Source organism: Micromonospora sp. NBC_00617, from assembly GCF_045161355.1.
In the GTDB taxonomy this organism is placed as follows: domain Bacteria; phylum Actinomycetota; class Actinomycetes; order Mycobacteriales; family Micromonosporaceae; genus Micromonospora.
The window spans coordinates 5475471-5492573 of the sequence record NZ_CP107751.1 but is presented as its reverse complement, the minus strand read 5'-3'; the positions used below and the strand labels follow the sequence as shown (position 1 = coordinate 5492573).

Annotated in this window: 16 protein-coding genes; all 16 read left to right on the top strand. The window is 70.4% G+C overall.

Annotated elements, in window-relative coordinates:
- Positions 1–82: 82 nt before the first annotated feature.
- Positions 83–1273, top strand: a complete 1191-nt coding sequence (gene mqnC / locus OG505_RS25235; protein WP_405428178.1) for a cyclic dehypoxanthinyl futalosine synthase — start codon at positions 83–85, stop codon at positions 1271–1273.
- A gap of 440 nt (positions 1274–1713) precedes the next feature.
- Complete coding sequence (locus tag OG505_RS25230; RefSeq protein WP_405428176.1) at positions 1714–2982, top strand: LPXTG cell wall anchor domain-containing protein; 1269 nt, start codon at positions 1714–1716, stop codon at positions 2980–2982.
- 177 nt (positions 2983–3159) lie between these two features.
- Complete coding sequence (locus OG505_RS25225; RefSeq protein WP_405428174.1) at positions 3160–3870, top strand: demethylmenaquinone methyltransferase; 711 nt, start codon at positions 3160–3162, stop codon at positions 3868–3870.
- A 69-nt stretch (positions 3871–3939) separates the two neighbouring features.
- Complete coding sequence (locus OG505_RS25220; RefSeq protein ID WP_357573548.1) at positions 3940–4164, top strand: hypothetical protein; 225 nt, start codon at positions 3940–3942, stop codon at positions 4162–4164.
- Between the two features lie 139 nt (positions 4165–4303).
- Positions 4304–5581, top strand: coding sequence for a geranylgeranyl reductase family protein (locus OG505_RS25215; protein ID WP_405428172.1), 1278 nt, complete (start codon positions 4304–4306; stop codon positions 5579–5581).
- 135 nt (positions 5582–5716) lie between these two features.
- Positions 5717–6082: an NADH-quinone oxidoreductase subunit A gene (locus OG505_RS25210; RefSeq protein WP_007454588.1), complete on the top strand. Its 366-nt coding sequence runs from the start codon at positions 5717–5719 to the stop codon at positions 6080–6082.
- A 14-nt stretch (positions 6083–6096) separates the two neighbouring features.
- Positions 6097–6774 (top strand): NADH-quinone oxidoreductase subunit B family protein, encoded by a 678-nt coding sequence (locus tag OG505_RS25205; protein WP_354853890.1) that lies wholly within the window; start codon positions 6097–6099, stop codon positions 6772–6774.
- The gene (locus tag OG505_RS25200) at positions 6771–7508 is read left to right on the top strand and encodes an NADH-quinone oxidoreductase subunit C (protein WP_405428169.1); all 738 of its coding nucleotides are present in this window, start codon (positions 6771–6773) and stop codon (positions 7506–7508) included. The genes OG505_RS25205 and OG505_RS25200 overlap by 4 nt, the downstream gene beginning before the upstream one ends.
- A 112-nt stretch (positions 7509–7620) precedes the next feature.
- Positions 7621–8946 carry an NADH-quinone oxidoreductase subunit D gene (locus OG505_RS25195; RefSeq protein ID WP_405428167.1) on the top strand — a complete coding sequence of 442 codons (1326 nt, stop codon included), beginning with the start codon at positions 7621–7623 and terminating at the stop codon, positions 8944–8946.
- A 52-nt stretch (positions 8947–8998) separates the two neighbouring features.
- Entirely contained in the window at positions 8999–10159 is a 1161-nt protein-coding gene (gene nuoE / locus OG505_RS25190) for an NADH-quinone oxidoreductase subunit NuoE (RefSeq protein ID WP_405428165.1), read from the top strand.
- The gene (nuoF, locus tag OG505_RS25185) at positions 10156–11472 is read left to right on the top strand and encodes an NADH-quinone oxidoreductase subunit NuoF (RefSeq protein WP_405428163.1); all 1317 of its coding nucleotides are present in this window, start codon (positions 10156–10158) and stop codon (positions 11470–11472) included. Before nuoE ends, nuoF begins: the two co-directional genes overlap by 4 nt.
- Positions 11472–13979 (top strand): NADH-quinone oxidoreductase subunit G, encoded by a 2508-nt coding sequence (locus OG505_RS25180; protein WP_405428161.1) that lies wholly within the window; start codon positions 11472–11474, stop codon positions 13977–13979. Before nuoF ends, OG505_RS25180 begins: the two co-directional genes overlap by 1 nt.
- A gap of 61 nt (positions 13980–14040) precedes the next feature.
- Positions 14041–15393, top strand: coding sequence for an NADH-quinone oxidoreductase subunit NuoH (nuoH, locus tag OG505_RS25175; RefSeq protein WP_405428159.1), 1353 nt, complete (start codon positions 14041–14043; stop codon positions 15391–15393).
- 1 nt (position 15394) lies between these two features.
- A complete protein-coding gene (gene nuoI, locus OG505_RS25170) occupies positions 15395–16036 on the top strand; it encodes an NADH-quinone oxidoreductase subunit NuoI (protein WP_007454597.1) in 642 nt (213 codons plus the stop codon).
- Positions 16033–16803 (top strand): NADH-quinone oxidoreductase subunit J, encoded by a 771-nt coding sequence (locus OG505_RS25165; RefSeq protein ID WP_405428157.1) that lies wholly within the window; start codon positions 16033–16035, stop codon positions 16801–16803. Before nuoI ends, OG505_RS25165 begins: the two co-directional genes overlap by 4 nt.
- Positions 16800–17099 carry an NADH-quinone oxidoreductase subunit NuoK gene (gene nuoK, locus OG505_RS25160; protein WP_030334139.1) on the top strand — a complete coding sequence of 100 codons (300 nt, stop codon included), beginning with the start codon at positions 16800–16802 and terminating at the stop codon, positions 17097–17099. Before OG505_RS25165 ends, nuoK begins: the two co-directional genes overlap by 4 nt.
- The last annotated feature ends 4 nt before the right edge of the window (positions 17100–17103 follow it).

Sequence of the window (17103 nt, the reverse complement as noted above, 5' to 3'; positions counted from 1 at the left end):
CCCGACCGCAGGTGTGCGGAGCGGATCACAGCCGTCAGCACCCGTCCGGGAGAGGGCGCGGGGCGGGCGTAGGCTCGGAGGCGTGACGGTGAGCCGGGAGATCGACGACATCCTGCAGCGTGGCGCGGACGGCGGGCGGATCACGCCTGAGGAGGCCCTGCTGCTCTACACCGAGGCGCCCTTCCACGCGCTGGGTGAGGCGGCGGACGCGGTGCGCCGGCGGCGCTACCCGGACAACGTCGTCACCTACCTGATCGATCGCAACATCAACTACACGAACGTCTGTGTGACGGCGTGCAAGTTCTGCGCGTTCTACCGGGCGCCGAAGCACGCCGAGGGGTGGACCCACCCGACCGAGGAGATCCTGCGTCGCTGCGGCGAGGCGGTCGAGCTGGGCGCGACCCAGGTGATGCTCCAGGGCGGCCACCACCCGGACTACGGCGTCGAGTACTACGAGGAGCTGTTCTCCTCGGTCAAGCAGGCGTACCCGCAGTTGGTCATCCACTCGATCGGGCCGAGCGAAATCCTGCACATGGCCAAGGTGTCCGGAGTGAGCCTGGACGAGGCCATCGCCCGGATCAAGGCCGCCGGTCTGGACTCGATCGCGGGCGCTGGCGCGGAGATGCTGCCGGAGCGCCCGCGCAAGGCCATCGCGCCGCTCAAGGAGTCGGGTGAGCGCTGGCTGGAGGTCATGGAGCTGGCCCACCGGCAGGGCATCGAGTCGACCGCCACCATGATGATGGGCACCGGTGAGACGCACGCCGAGCGGATCGAGCACCTGCGCATGATCCGCGACGTGCAGGACCGCACCCGCGGTTTCCGGTCGTTCATCCCGTGGACGTACCAGCCGGAGAACAACCACCTCAAGGGCCGCACCCAGGCGACCACGCTGGAGTACCTGCGCCTCGTCGCGGTGGCCCGGCTCTTCTTCGAGACCGTCCCGCACCTGCAGGCGTCCTGGCTGACCACCGGCAAGGACGTCGGGCAGTTGTCGCTGCACATGGGCGTGGACGACCTCGGCTCGATCATGCTGGAGGAGAACGTCATCTCCTCGGCCGGCGCCCGGCACCGCTCCAACCTGCACGAGCTGATCGGCATGATCCGCTCCGCCGACCGGATTCCGGCCCAGCGGGACACCCTCTACAACCGTTTGGCGGTGCACCACACGCCGGCCGACGACCCGATTGACGAGCGGGTGGTCTCGCACTTCTCCTCCATCGCGCTGCCCGGCGGCGGCGCGGGCCGCTCGCTGCCGCTGGTCGAGGTCAACTGAGGTTGATCCCGCCCCGGCCGTTCGGCTGACCGGGGGTCATGCTCCCGCCCGGCTGCGGCGGCGGTACGGGTGGTCCCCGCCGCCGCACCGTCAGGCTGCCCGCCACGGGGGTGGTGGAGATGATCGTCGACGGCTACCGTCCCGCCTCATATCCGTCGTCACCACGGGTGGCACGGATCGCTGGAATCGGCCCGACCGCCCGGGTGACGGTGATCTGATGGGCTGGTCAGGGGACTTGTCCTCCATCGGCCCATGAGGGTCGTTCATATAACGCACGGCGGTACGGGCGGGATGGGTGACCATTCCGCCCGTACCGTTTGCCGGGTCCAGACCGGACGGCTGAAATTTGTCGCCCGCGCTGGCGCGGAAGATCGACCTTCGATAACGTCCGCTCGTTCCCGCAACCATTCATTTCTCCTTCCCTACCCCCCGGGGGACTGATGACAGCGTTCCACCGCTCGGCTCTGGCGCGTGCCGGTGTCGTGGCCCTGCTGGCGGCCGGTGGCGTGGCCACCGTTGCCGCCCCGGCGCAGGCCGCCGACCAGGCCGACCTGGCCCTGGTGCCCCTCAGCTACGAGCTGGCCCAGGGCGTCAAGGCGGCCAAGGCGAAGCCGTTCAAGTTTCAGGTCGACAACACCCGCAGCACTGTCGACGCCAAGGACGTCCGGGTCACCGTGGAGACGAAGGGCCTGAAGAACCGCAAGGTCGGCGTGCTCACCCCGGTCGGGTGCGACGTCACCGGAACGACCTTCACCTGCCTGCTCGGCGATCTGGCGGCCGGCACCACCGAGGACTTCGGCATCCCGATCTTCTCGACCGGCGGTCGCGGTGACGCCGGCACGCTGGTGGTCACCATCAGCTCGGCCACCGCCGACCCCAACCCACGCGACAACAAGGTGCGGCACGACATCACCGTGGCCAAGCCCGGTTACGACCTGACCTCCTGGGTGCAGGATGTCTACGCCGACGTGACGGTGGACGGCGACGAGGCCGGCGAGTCCGGTCTCAAGCCGGTCAAGCTCGGCGAGACCGCGCCGCTCGACTGGGCGGTCTACAACGACGGCAGCCGCAAGGCGACCGGCGTGGCGTACGGCATCACCCTGCCGGCGGGCGTCACCTTCGCCAAGCTGCCGGACGGCTGCGTCGAGCAGCCGCTGGGTGGGTTCGCGAACGCGTACTGCGAGGACACCGGCGTGGTGCTGAAGCCGGGGCAGTTCTACACCGCCGACGTGCGGGTGAAGGTCGGCGCGGACGTCACCGAGCCGGTGCTCCGGCCCGGTTTCCTCTGGGCCGCCGGCCTGCAGGCCGCCGAGGGTAGCCCCGAGGAGCAGCCGAAGGTGGCATCCAGCGCGCAGCGCCGGGCGTTCACCGAGACCGACGAGGTGGACAACACCGCGCAGTTCGACGTCTTCGTCGACCTGAGCGCGCAGCCGACCCCGACCGCCACGCCGACCCCGACGGCCAACCCGACGGCCACCCCGACGGCGCCTCCGACGCCGGGCGGCACGACGACGCCGGGCACGACCACGTCGCCGACCACCGGTGGCGGTGGTTCCGGTGGCGGTGGTCTGCCGGTGACCGGTGTGCAGGTCGGCCTGATCGGCGGCATCGGCGGTCTGATCCTGCTCGCGGGCGGGGCGCTGCTGGTGCTCTCCCGCCGTCGCAAGGTCGTCCTGGTCGCCCCGGGCGACGAGACCTCGACCGACTGACGTAGGCACGATCTGACGTAGGCACGACGTGAGGGCGGGGTGGGCGACCACCCCGCCCTTTCGCATGCCGGGCCAGGCGGTCGTCCGCCGCTGGCGGGCGAGTCGACGCTTCCGGTTGCCGTGGGGTACGCGGACCCAGCGGCCGAGGGCTTGGGCGTGGCTGGCAGAGTGGGGCGGGTGAGCCGTACACCGCAGGGCCAGCGCGCCAGTCTGGACAAGCAGCCGCACGAGGTCGCCGCGATGTTCGACGGCGTGGCGGAGCGTTACGACCTGACCAACACGGTGCTCTCCTTCGGCCAGGACCGCTCCTGGCGTCGGTCCACCCGGGCGGCGCTCGGGTTGCGACCGGGTGAGCGGGTGCTGGACGTGGGCGCGGGCACCGGCGTCTCGACCCAGGAGTTGGCGCAGTCCGGGGCGTACGCGGTGGGCGCGGATCTGTCGCTGGGCATGCTGTACGCGGGCAAGCGGGTCCGTCCCGAGGTGCCGCTGCTGGCCGGGGACGCGCTGCGACTGCCGTTCGCCGACGCGAGCTTCGACGCGGTGACCATCTCGTTCGCGCTGCGCAACGTCAACGACACCGACGCGGCCCTGCGCGAGCTGGCCCGGGTCACCCGGCCGGGTGGACGGCTGGTGGTGTGCGAGTTCAGCACCCCGGTCAACCCGGCCTTCCGGACGGTCTACCTGTCGTACCTGATGCGGTCGCTGCCGGTGGTCGCCCGCGCGGTGTCGAGCAACCCCGAGGCGTACGTCTACCTGGCCGAGTCGGTCCGGGCCTGGCCGGACCAGGCCGCGCTGGCCGGGCGGGTCGCCGCGGCCGGGTGGGGTCGGGTGGCGTGGCGCAACCTGACCGGCGGCGTGGTCGCGCTGCACCGGGGCATCCGCGAGTAGCGCGGAGACGCGGAGACGCGTTTCAGGAATATCCAACTTTAGTCCACTTTGCCCCGTACGCTCGTCCGCATGACCGGAGCAGACCCGGCGGACCCGGTGGCCGCCACCGACGACGACGCGGCCGAACTCATCGCGCAGCTGCGCGCGCTGGCCGGCGCGGATCCGGCGGACGTGCGGCAGGTGGTCGCCGAGGTGCTGGCCGCGCTGGACCGGGCGGCCGGCGGCGCGCTGCGGGAGCATCTGCCGGAGGCGATCCGGGTCGACGCGGGCTTGGACGCCTCCCGATCGGCCTGACACTCACCTGCTGTGGACGGTCGCCGGCTGTCACATCGTCGAGTTAGGTACCCCTGATCCTGCGCTGGTATGACGCCGGTCATACACTCGTCCCGTCTGGCTTGTGAAGCATTTCACGAGCGTGCGGGAGGAGGCGCGAATGACCGCGGTGGAACATGACGCCGACGTCATCGTCGTTGGCGCCGGTCCCGGTGGATCGGCGACTGCGTACCACCTGGCCCGGCACGGCGTACGGGTGTTGGTGTTGGAGAAGACCGAGTTCCCCCGGGAAAAGGTCTGCGGCGACGGGCTGACCCCGCGCGCGGTGCGTCAGCTCATCCGGATGGGCGTGGACACCTCGCCCGAGGCCGGCTGGCTGCACAACCGCGGCCTGCGGGTGATCGGCGGCGGCGTACGGCTGGAACTGGACTGGCCCGAGCTGGCCAGCTTCCCCAACTACGGCCTGGTCCGCACCCGACTGGACTTCGACGACCTGCTCGCCCAGCGGGCGGTCGCGGCCGGCGCCAAACTGCGGACCAACGTCAACGTGCTGGGCCCGGTGGTCGACGGCGACGGCCGGGTGACCGGCGTCGAGGCGGAGGTGGGGCCCGGCAAGGAGCCCGCCACCTTCCACGCCCCGCTGGTCGTGGCGGCCGACGGGGTCTCCGGTCGGTTCCCGCTCGCGCTCGGGCTGGCCAAGCGGGAGGACCGGCCGATCGGCGTGGCCGTCCGCCGCTACTACCACTCCCCGGTCAAGCACGACGACGACTACCTGGAGTCGTGGCTGGAGCTGCGCAGCAAGGACAGCGGCGACAACCTGCTGCCCGGGTACGGCTGGATCTTCGGGCTCGGTGACGGGCGGGTCAACGTCGGCCTCGGCGTGCTCAACTCGTCGTCCGCGTTCGGCAAGACCAACTACCGCCGGCTGCTCACCGACTGGCTCGCCAACACCCCCGCCGAGTGGGGCATGACCGACGAGGCCAACGCCGACGGTCCGATCCTCGGCGCCGCGCTGCCGATGGGCTTCAACCGGGTGCCGCACTACACCCGCGGCGTCCTGCTCGTCGGTGACTCCGGCGGGATGGTCAACCCGTTCAACGGCGAGGGCATCGCGTACGCCATGGAGTCCGGCGAGCTGGCCGCGGAGGTGGCGGTGCAGGCCCTCGCGCGTCCCGCCGGGCCGGAGCGGGAGCGGGCGCTACTGGCGTACCCGAACGAGCTGAAGGCCCGGCTCGGTGGCTACTACCGGCTGGGCGGCATCTTCGTGAAGCTGATCGGCCGCCCGGAGATCATGCGGATCGCCACCAAGCACGGCATGCCCCACCCGACGCTGATGCGCTTCGTCCTCAAGTTGCTGGCCAATCTGACCGACCCTCGAGGCGGGGACGCGATGGATCGGGTCATCAACGCGCTGACGAAGGCCGCGCCAGCGGTCTAGACAGGACAGCATCGGTGCTGGTCACGGCCCCGACGCCGACAAAGATCGACCCCCGCCGGCAGCCACCGCGAGGGACGTGAATAGTGTGATTTTCGTCAAGCACTGAGGGCAGGGAAGGACGAGCAGGAGAAAACGATGTCGCTCTCGCCTTACGCACCGATCATCGGGCTGTTCGCCCTCGCCGCGGCGTTCTCGCTGTTCTCTGTCGGCGCCGCCCGCTTCGCTGGTCCCCGTCGATACAACAAGGCCAAACTCGAGGCTTACGAGTGCGGCATCGAGCCCAGCCCCCAGCCGGTCGGCGGCGGGCGGTTCCCGATCAAGTTCTACCTGACGGCGATGCTCTTCATCGTCTTCGACATCGAGATCATCTTCCTCTACCCCTGGGCGGTCTCGTTCGACGCTCTGCCGATCTTCGGCTTCGTGGAGATGGTCCTGTTCATCGTCGCGGTCTTCGTCGCGTACGCCTATGTGTGGCGGCGCGGCGGCCTGGACTGGGACTGAGGAAGGAACGTCAGATGGGCATCGAGGAGAAGCTCCCCGCCGGCGTCCTGCTCACCTCGGTGGAGAAGCTGGTCAACTGGTCCCGGAAGTCGTCCGTGTGGGGCGCCACCTTCGGCCTGGCCTGCTGCGCCATCGAGATGATGGCCGCCGGTGGTCCGCACTACGACATGGGCCGCTGGGGCATGGAGGTCTTCCGGGCCTCGCCCCGGCAGGCCGACCTGATGATCGTGGCCGGCCGGGTGAGCCAGAAGATGGCACCGGTGCTGCGCCAGATCTACGACCAGATGGCCGAGCCGCGCTGGGTGCTCTCCATGGGCGTCTGCGCCAGCAGCGGCGGCATGTTCAACAACTACGCGATCGTGCAGGGCGTCGACCACGTCGTGCCGGTCGACATGTACCTGCCGGGCTGCCCGCCCCGCCCGGAGATGCTCATCGACGCGATCCTCAAGCTCCGCGAGAAGATCATGTACGAGCCGCTGGGCCCGAACGGTCGCAAGATGCTGGCCGCCCGCCAGGAGCGCGGCGACGTTCCGGTCGTGCCGTACGGCTCCATGCCGTCTTCGTACCGCAACGACAAGGCCCGGCGGGCCGAGTGGACGCAGGCGGTCCGCGAGGGGCGCGAGGAGCAGTTGCGGATCGAGAACTGGATGAACGCCCAGAACCACCTTCACGCGCACAGGGGCCCGAAGTGACCGCACCGAACGACAAGACCAACGACGGGGGTGTGCCGGTGCCGGTCACCCCGGCCGGCGCCAGCGGCACCGCCCCGGCCGAATACCCGCCGTCCAGCCCGGCGGGGCGCGGCATGTTCGGCAACCAGGGCACGGGTGACGTGTCCGGCTACGGCGGCCTGGTCCGCCAGCGCCAGCCCATCGAGGAGGCGTCCCGCCCGTACGGGGGCTACTTCGACGAGGTCCGCGACGCCCTCGAAGAGGCGTACCCGGCCTTCGGCGACGCGATCGAGAAGGTGGTCGTCGACCGGGGTGAGTTGACCCTGCACGTCCGCCCGGAGCGGATCGCCGAGGTCTGCCAGGTGCTGCGGGACGACCTGGCGCTGCGCTTCGAGCTGTGCTCCTCGGTGTCCGGGGTGGACTACCTCGGCGCCGACGAGCGCCGGCTGCACGTGGTCTACCTGCTCACCTCGATGACCTACCGGCGTCGGGTCCGGCTGGAGGCCGCGGTCTCCGTCGAAGCGCCGCACCTGCCCAGCGTCACCGCCATCTACCCGACGGCGGACTGGCAGGAGCGGGAGGCGTACGACATGTTCGGCATCGTCTTCGACGGCCACCCCAACCTGACCCGGATTCTCATGCCGGACGACTGGGAAGGCCACCCGCAGCGCAAGGACTACCCGCTCGGTGGCGTGCCTGTCGAGTACAAGGGCGCCGAGATCCCGCCGCCGGACCGCAGGAGGTCGTACCAGTGAGCGCGAGGAGTGCAGGGGGTCGGCGCCCCATCCGCCCGCGCGAGGAGCGAGCGGAGCGAGCCCCGCAGTCGCGGGCCGGGACCAGCCGAGTCGCGAACGGAGGGCTAGCACTGTGACCACGTCGAACTACGCGACCGAACGCGAGACCACCGAGGGTCGGGTCTTCACCGTCACCGGTGGGGACTGGGACACGGTCGTCTCGGGCACCGACCCGATCAACGACGAGCGGATCGTCGTCAACATGGGCCCGCAGCACCCGTCCACGCACGGCGTGCTCCGGCTGATCCTGGAGTTGGAGGGCGAGACGGTCCGCGAGTGCCGCTCCGTCGTCGGCTACCTGCACACCGGCATCGAGAAGAACCTTGAGTACCGCAACTGGGTCCAGGGTTCGACGTTCGTGACCCGGATGGACTACCTCGCTCCGATCTTCAACGAGACGGCGTACGCGCTCGCGGTCGAGAAGCTGCTCGGCATCACCGACGACGTCACCGAGCGCGCCACCACCATCCGCGTGCTGATGATGGAGCTCAACCGGATCTCGTCGCACCTGGTCTGGCTGGCCACCACCGGCATGGAGCTGGGCGCCATCTCGATCATGCTGTACGGCTTCCGCGAGCGGGAGTACATCCTCGACATCTTCGAGACCATCACCGGCCTGCGGATGAACCACGCGTACGTCCGGCCGGGCGGTGTCGCGCAGGACGTGCCGGACGAGGCGATCGTCAAGATCCGCGAGTTCCTGAAGATGATGCCGAAGAAGCTCAAGGAGTACGAGGACCTGCTCTCCGGTCAGCCCATCTGGCTCGAACGGACGAAGAACGTCGCGGTGCTGGACGTGACCGGCTGCGTGGCGCTCGGCATCACCGGTCCGGTGCTGCGCTCGGCCGGGCTCGCCTGGGACCTGCGCAAGACCATGCCGTATTGCGGCTACGAGACGTACGAGTTCGACGTGCCGACCCACCCCGACGGCGACGTGTGGGGCCGCTACCAGGTGCGTCTCGCCGAGATCCGCGAGTCGATGAAGCTGGTCGAGCAGGCGTTGGACCGGTTGCGGCCGGGCCCGGTGATGGTCGCCGACCGCAAGATCGCGTGGCCCGCGCAGCTCGCCATCGGCGTCGACGGCATGGGCAACTCGCTGGAGCACGTCGCGAAGATCATGGGTCAGTCAATGGAATCGCTGATCCACCACTTCAAGCTGGTGACCGAGGGCTTCCGGGTTCCGCCCGGCCAGGTGTACGTCGGCATCGAGTCGCCGCGCGGCGAGTTGGGCGTGCACGCGGTCTCCGACGGCGGCACCCGGCCGTACCGGGTGCACTACCGGGAGCCGAGCTTCGTCAACCTCCAGGCCCTCCCGGCGATGGCCGAGGGTGGCCTCATCGCCGACGTGATCGCCGGCGGCGCCTCGCTGGACCCGGTCATGGGAGGTTGTGACCGGTGAGTGCGAGGAGTGAGCTTGCGAGCCCCGCAGTCGCGAACGGAAGGCGACGCTGATGAGTGTTTTCACCGAAGAGACGCGGGAGCGGGCACGCGAGATCATCGCCCGTTACCCGGCGGACCGGTCCCGCTCGGCGCTGCTGCCGCTGCTGCACCTGGTCCAGGCGGAGGAGGGGTACGTCTCCCCGGCCGGGGTCACGTTCTGCGCCGAGGTGCTCGGGCTGAACAAGGCCCAGGTCGGCGCCGTGGCCACCTTCTACACGATGTACAAGCGCAAGCCCACCGGTGACTTCCTGGTCAGCGTCTGCACCAACACGATGTGCAACGTGCTGGGCGGCCAGGAGGTCTACGACACCCTCGTCGAGCATCTGGGTGTCGGGCACGACGAGACGACCGCCGACGGCACGATCACGCTGGAGCACGCCGAGTGCCTGGCGGCCTGCGACTACGGCCCGGTGATGACCGTTAACTACGACTTCTTCGACCGGGTGGATTCCTCCACGGCCGTCGGCGTGGTCGACGAGCTGCGCGCCGGTGGCCGGCCGATGCCGACGCGCGGCGCGCGGCTCTGCACGCTCAAGGAGATGGCGGTGCAGCTCGCCGGTTTCGCCGACGAACGCGACGGTGCGGTCGCCGACGGCGGGCCGGGCGAGCCGACCCTGCGCGGTCTGCGGCTGGCGCAGGAGCACAACGTCTCGGTGCCGGGCTTCGACCCGAACACCCCGATCCGCAGCAAGGCCGAGGCCGACAAGGCCGCCGCCGAGGCGAAGGCGAAGGCGGAGGCCGCCAAGCCAGCGCCCGCCGAGGCCAGCGCGGCACCGGTCAAGGGTGGCGACGGGGCGTCCGCCCCGACCGGGGTCGCCGAGCAGGCGTTGCCGGAGGCCGCCACCGGCAGCACCGCACCTGACGTCAAGGCACCGGACGACAAGTCGCCGCAGGTGCGTACCGCCGAGACCCGGCAGCCGGACGCGGGCACGGCGGTGCCGGACGCTCCTGGCACCAAGGTTCCGGTGGACGGCACCGGCACGGCGCCCGAAGCTGGCGGTGCACGGTCGGCCGAGGCCGCCGGCGCGGCGGCCAACCCGCCGGCCGGCGACGGCAAGCCCGCCGGCGACGAGGCCGGGGCGCAGGAGCGCAACCTCACCGAAGCGAAGACCGGGACGGACGCCGACGGCGCCGAATCGGCGGACGCGAGCGAAACGGGGGCCCAGAAGTGACCACTCCCCGCCCGGAGACGCTGGCCAAGCTGACGCCGGTGCTGACCAAGCGCTGGCTGTCGCCGGACGCCTGGCGGATCGGCACGTACGAGCAGCTCGACGGCTACGCCGCGCTGCGCAAGGCGCTCAAGGCCCACCCGGACGACCTGATCCAGCTGATCAAGGACTCCGGGCTGCGCGGTCGGGGTGGCGCCGGCTTCCCCACCGGCCTCAAGTGGGGCTTCATTCCGCAGGGCGACGGTAAGCCGCACTACCTGGTGGTCAACGCCGACGAGGGCGAGCCGGGCACCTGCAAGGACCTGCCGCTGATGACCCACGACCCGCACGCGCTGGTCGAGGGCGTGATCATCGCGTCGTACGCGATTCGGGCCAGCCGCGCGTACATCTACATCCGGGGCGAGGCGGTGCACGCCGCGCGCCGGCTGCGCAACGCGGTCCAGGAGGCGTACGACAAGGGCTACCTCGGCCGCAACATCCTGCGCAGCGGCTACGACCTGGAGTTGGTGGTGCACTCCGGCGCCGGGGCGTACATCTGCGGCGAGGAGACGGCCCTGCTGGACTCGCTGGAGGGGTTCCGGGGTCAGCCCCGGCTGCGCCCACCGTTCCCGGCCACCCACGGCCTGTACGCGAGCCCGACGGTGGTCAACAACGTCGGCACCATCGCCAGCGTGCCGCCGATCGTGCTCGGTGGGGCCGACTGGTGGAAGTCCATGGGCACCGAGAAGTCCTCCGGGCCGATGATCTATTCGCTGTCCGGCCGGATCGTCAACCCGGGCCAGTACGAGTGCTCGATGGGCGTCACGCTGCGCGAGCTGCTGGAGCTGGCCGGTGGCATGCAGCCCGGGCACAACCTGCGGTTCTGGACCCCGGGCGGATCGTCGACCCCGCTGCTCGCGGCCGAGCACCTGGACGTGCCGCTGGACTTCGAGGGGGTGGCGGCGGCCGGCTCGATCCTCGGCACCACGGCCACCCAGATCTTCTCCGACCAGGACTGCCCGGTCTACGCGACGTACCGGTGGCTGGAGTTCTACCACCACGAGTCGTGCGGCAAGTGCACCCCGTGCCGGGAGGGCAACTACTGGATGGTCCGGGTCTACCGGCGGATCCTCTCGGGTCAGGGCACCCACGAGGACCTGGACACCCTTCTGGACACCTGCGACAACATCCTCGGCCGCTCGTTCTGCGGCCTCGGTGACGGCGCGACCAGCTCGGTGACCTCGTCGCTGAAGTACTTCAAGCAGGACTACCTCGACTACATCGAGGGACGTACCGCGCCGAAGCTGTCGGACAAGCAGCTGGTGGGAGCCCACTAATGACGGACGTAGCCAAGCAGACCGAGACTGTCACGCTCACCATCGACGGCGTCGAGGTCACCGCCCCCAAGGGGACGCTGCTGATCCGGGTCGCCGAGCAGATGGGCACCGAGATTCCCCGGTTCTGCGACCACCCGCTGCTGGCCCCGGCCGGCGCGTGCCGGCAGTGCCTGGTCGAGGTGGAGGGGCAGCGCAAGCCGGTCGCCTCCTGCACCCAGACCGTCGCCGACGGCATGGTCGTGCGTACCCAGCTCACCTCCCCGGTGGCCAAGAAGGCGCAGGAGGGGGTGATGGAGCTGCTGCTGCTCAACCACCCGCTGGACTGCCCGATGTGTGACAAGGGCGGCGAGTGCCCGCTGCAGAACCAGGCGATGTCCACCGGCCGCACCGACTCGCGCTTTCACGAGCACAAGCGGGAGTACGAGAAGCCGATGGCGATCAGCAGCCAGGTGCTGCTGGACCGCGAGCGCTGCGTGCTCTGCCAGCGGTGCACCCGGTTCTCCGAGGAGATCGCCGGCGACAAGTTCATCGACCTGATGGGCCGGTCGTCCGCCGAGGAAATCAACATCTACCGGGACGACGCGTACGGCGAAGAGGGCGACGCCGGGGACGTCCCGTTCAACTCCTACTTCTCTGGCAACACCGTGCAGATCTGCCCGGTGGGCGCGCTGACCGGTGCCCAGTACCGCTTCCGGGCCCGCCCGTTCGACCTGGTCTCCAGCCCGAGTGTCTGCGAGCACTGCTCGGCCGGCTGTGGGCAGCGCACCGACTGGCGGCGCGGCAAGGTGCTGCGCCGGCTGGCCGGCGACGAGCCGGCGGTCAACGAGGAGTGGAACTGCGACAAGGGCCGCTGGGGTTTCCAGTACACCCGCGCCGCCGACCGCCTGACCAACCCGCTGGTCCGCGACGAGCGCACCGGTGAGCTGCGGGAGGCGTCCTGGAGTGAGGCGCTGACCCGGGCCGCCGAGGGGCTGCACGCGGCCCGCGAGGGCGGCCAGGGCACGGCGGTGCTCACCGGCGGTCGGCTGACCGTCGAGGACGCCTACGCGTACGCCAAGTTCGCCCGCGTCGCGCTGAACACCAACGACATCGACTTCCGGGCCCGGCCGGTCTCCCGCGAGGAGGCCGACTTCCTGGCCAGCTCGGTCGCCGGGGTCACCGACGTCACCTACACCGACGTGGAGAACGCGCCGGCGGTGGTGCTGGTCGGCCTGGAGCCGGAGGAGGAGTGCCCGATCCTCTTCCTGCGGCTGCGCAAGGCGTACCTGAAGAAGACCCTGACGGTGTACGCGCTGGCGCCGTTCGCCACCCGCGGCCTGGAGAAGCTCGGCGCCAAGCTGGCCCGGGTCGTGCCGGGCGAGGAGGCCAGCGTGCTCGCCGAGCACGCCACGGTCACCGAGGCGCTCAGCGCCCCGGGCGCGATCCTCCTCGTCGGTGAGCGGCTGGCCGGTGTGCCGGGTGGGCTCTCCGCCGCGGCGGACGTGGCTCGCCGTACCGGCGCGAAGCTGGCCTGGGTGCCGCGGCGCGCGGGTGACCGCGGCGCGGTCGACGCCGGCTGCCTGCCCAACCTGCTCCCCGGTGGTCGACTGGTCACCGAGCCGGCGGCGCGGGCCGAGCTGGGCGAGGCGTGGGACATCCCGGCCGGGGTGATCCCGAGCCAGGCCGGTCGGGACACCGACGGCATCCTGGCGGCGGCGGCCAACGGGCAGCTCGGTGCGCTGGTGGTCGGCGGTGTCGACCCGGCCGACCTGGCCGACCCGCGGCTGGCCGAGACCGCTCTGGACGCGGTGCCGTTCCTGGTCAGCCTGGAACTGCGCGCGAGCGCGGTGACCCGGCGGGCCGACGTGGTGCTGCCGGTGGCCCCGGTGGTCGAGAAGGCCGGCAGCTTCCTGGACTGGGAGGGTCGGCTGCGTCCGTTCGAGGCGGTGCTGAACACGGCAGCGATGACCGACGGCCGGGTGCTCGACGCGCTGGCCGCCCTGCTCGACGTGCGGCTCGGCACCGCCGACGTGCCGAGTGTGCGTCGCGAGCTGGGTTCGCTGCCGGCCACGCGCACGTCCCGGCCGTCCGCTCCGTCGGTGTCGCCGGGGACGGTGCCGCACCCGCGTGCCGGGGAGGCCGTGCTGGCGACCTGGCACCAGCTGGTCGACCTCGGCACCCTGACCGACGGCGACGAGCACCTCGCCGGCACCGCCCGCCCGCCGGTCGTCCGGCTGGGCAAGGGCACCGCCGAGGCACTCGGTGTGGCCGACGGCGACGCGGTCACGGTTGGTACCGACCGCGGCGCGCTGACCCTGCCGGCGGAGCTGACCGAGATGCCGGACGGCGTCGTCTGGCTGCCGACCAACTCACCCGGTTCGACCGTGCGGCGCAGCCTCGGGGCGACGTCCGGCACGGTCGTCCGGATCTCCGTTCCCGCACCGAGCGCGACCGTTCCGGCCGGGCGGGTCGCGGCGGACGAGGCCGGTCTCCCGGGTCCGCTCCTCAACACTGGCGGTAACCCGTGAGTGCGAGGAGTGAACGAGCGCAGCGAGTGAGCAACGCAGTCGCGAACGAAAGGTGGGCACAGTGACTCCGTCACTCCTGGCCCAGGATCCGACGCTGGCCGACTTCGGTCGGGATCCGTGGTGGCTGGTCCTTGGCAAGATCGTCTTCGCGTTCGCCTTCGGTCTGCTGGCCACCCTGCTCGGTGTCTGGTTCGAGCGGCGCGTGGTCGGCTACATGCAGGTGCGGCCCGGCCCCAACCAGGTCGGCCCGTTCGGCTTGCTGCAGACCCTCGCCGACGGCCTCAAGATGGCCTTCAAGGAGGACATCCTGCCGAAGGCGGCCGACAAGGTCGTCTACTTCTTCGCCCCGACGATCTCGGTGATCTGCGCGGTCACCGCGCTGTCGGTGGTGCCGTTCGGCCCGATGGTGAGCATCGCCGGTCACCACACGCCGTTGCAGGTCACCGACGTGCCGGTGGCGGTGCTGCTGCTGCTGGCCTGCTCCTCGATGGGCGTCTACGGCATCGTGCTGGGCGGGTGGGCCTCCGGCTCGACGTACCCGCTGCTCGGCGGCCTGCGGTCGAGCGCCCAGATGATCTCCTATGAGGTCGCCATGGGGCTCTCCATCGTGGCCGTCTTCATGACCGCCGGCACGATGAGCACCAGCGGGATCGTCGCCGCGCAGGGCGACGCCACCCGGCTGACCCTCTTCGGCACCGAGATCCCGGCCCCGGGTTGGTACGCGATCCTGCTGCTGCCGAGCTTCGTCATCTTCTTCATCGCCACCGTCGGTGAGACCAACCGGGCGCCGTTCGACCTGCCCGAGGCCGAGTCCGAGCTGGTCGCCGGCTTCATGACGGAGTACAGCTCGCTGAAGTTCGCGCTCTTCATGCTCAGCGAGTACGTCGCGATGGTGACCATGTCCGCGGTCACCACCACGCTGTTCCTCGGCGGCTGGCGGGCGCCGTGGCCGATCACCCTCTGGGAGGGCGCCAACTCCGGTTGGTGGCCGATGCTCTGGTTCTTCGGCAAGGTGATCGCGCTGGTCTTCGTCTTCGTGTGGCTGCGCGGCACGCTGCCTCGGCTGCGCTACGACCAGTTCATGCGCTTCGGGTGGAAGGTGCTGCTGCCGATCAACCTGGTGTGGATCCTGGTCCTGTCGGGCCTGCGCTCGATCGAGGACTGGGACTCGCGCAGCAAGCTCATCGCGGTCGGCATCCCGGCCGGTGTGCTGCTGATCGCCACCCTGTTCTGGCCGAGTCGTCGCCCGCAGCCCAAGCCGACCGTGCAGGAGCAGGTGGACAGCCGGCCGTACGGAAGCTTCCCGCTGCCACCGATGGATCTACAGGTACCACCGAGCCCGCGTATCACGCGCGTGGTCGCCGAGCGGGAGCCGGCCAACATCGTCGCCGGCTCGGACTCCAGGGAGGTGTGACGTGGGCGCGATCACCGGAACGTTCAAGGGATTCGGTGTCACCTTCTCGCACATGTTCAGGAAGGTCGTCACCACCGACTACCCGTTCAAGCCGCCGGTGTCGGCGCCGCGCTACCACGGGCGGCACATCCTCAACCGGCACCCGGACGGCCTGGAGAAGTGCATCGGCTGCGAGCTGTGCGCCTGGGCCTGCCCCGCGGACGCGATCTACGTCGAGGGCGGCGACAACACCGACGAGCAGCGCTTCTCGCCGGGTGAGCGGTACGCCAGCACCTACCAGATCAACTACGCGCGGTGCATCTTCTGTGGGCTGTGCATCGAGGCCTGCCCGACCCGCTCGCTGACCATGAGCAACGAGTACGAGCTGGCCCGGGACAACCGGCAGGACCTGATCTTCACCAAGGAGCAGCTGCTCGCACCGCTGCTCGAGGGCATGGAGCAGCCGCCGCACCCGATGCGGCTGGGTGACAGCGAGAAGGACTACTACGTCGGCGCGCTGGACAACCCGGGCACTTCCGCCGGTGCCGAGACGTCCCCGATGGGCCCCGGCCGCTACCAGGTCGAGGAGCACCCCGGCGTGACGTTCCCGGGTGCCGAGCAGGCCGCCCAGCGCGCGGCGGCCGGCAAGGGAGAGGGAGCATGACCACGTCTACGGTGCTGGCCGCGGCGGGCGGGGTGTCCGGCGGTGAGGAGGTCACCTTCTGGATCCTCGCGCCGCTCGCGCTCATCGGCGCGATCGGGATGGTGGCCGCCCGCAATGCCGTGCACTCGGCGCTCTGGCTGGTGCTCACGATGCTCTGCCTGGGCGTGTTCTACGTGCTCCAGGCCGGGCCGTTCATCGGCATGGTGCAGATCATCGTCTACACCGGCGCGATCATGATGATCTTCCTGTTCGTGCTGATGCTGGTCGGCCGGGACTCCTCCGACTCGTTGATCGAGACACTGCGCGGCCAGCGCGTCGCGGCGATCGTGCTGGGGCTGGGCTTCGCCGGTCTGGTGGGCGGTGCCCTCTCCCGGGCGCTGGAGGGCACCACGGCGGTCGGCCTGGAGCAGGCCAACGCCGAGGGCAACGTGCAGGGCATCGCCCGGCTGCTCTTCACCAAGTACGTCTTCGCGTTCGAGCTGACCTCGGCGCTGTTGATCACCGCTGCGGTCGGCGCCATGGTGCTCGCGCACGTCGAGCGGCGCAAGCAGGACAAGATCGACCAGCCGTCGACCATGAAGGCCCGCTTCGCGCCGGGCAACTACCCCGGCCCCAAGCCGGGCCCCGGCGTCTTCGCGACCTCCTCCTCGGTGGCCACCCCGGCGCGGCTGCCGGACGGCCGGCTCACCGAGCGGAGCACGCCGGACATCCTGCCGGTGCGCGAGCTGACCGCGCAGGAGACCACGCTGAAGGGGACGGACCGATGACGCCCGACTACTACCTGGTGTTGGCCGCGGTGCTGTTCACCATCGGCGCCGCCGGGGTGCTCGTCCGGCGCAACGCGCTCGTGCTGTTCATGTGTGTCGAGCTGATGCTCAACGCGGCCAACCTGACGCTGGTCACCTTCAGCCGGATCAACGGTGACCTCAACGGCCAGATCATGGCGTTCTTCGTGATGGTGGTGGCCGCAGCCGAGGTCGTGGTCGGCCTTGCGATCATCATGTCCATCTTCCGGACCCGGCGCTCGGCGAGTGTCGACGACGCCAACCTGCTCAAGTACTAAGGGG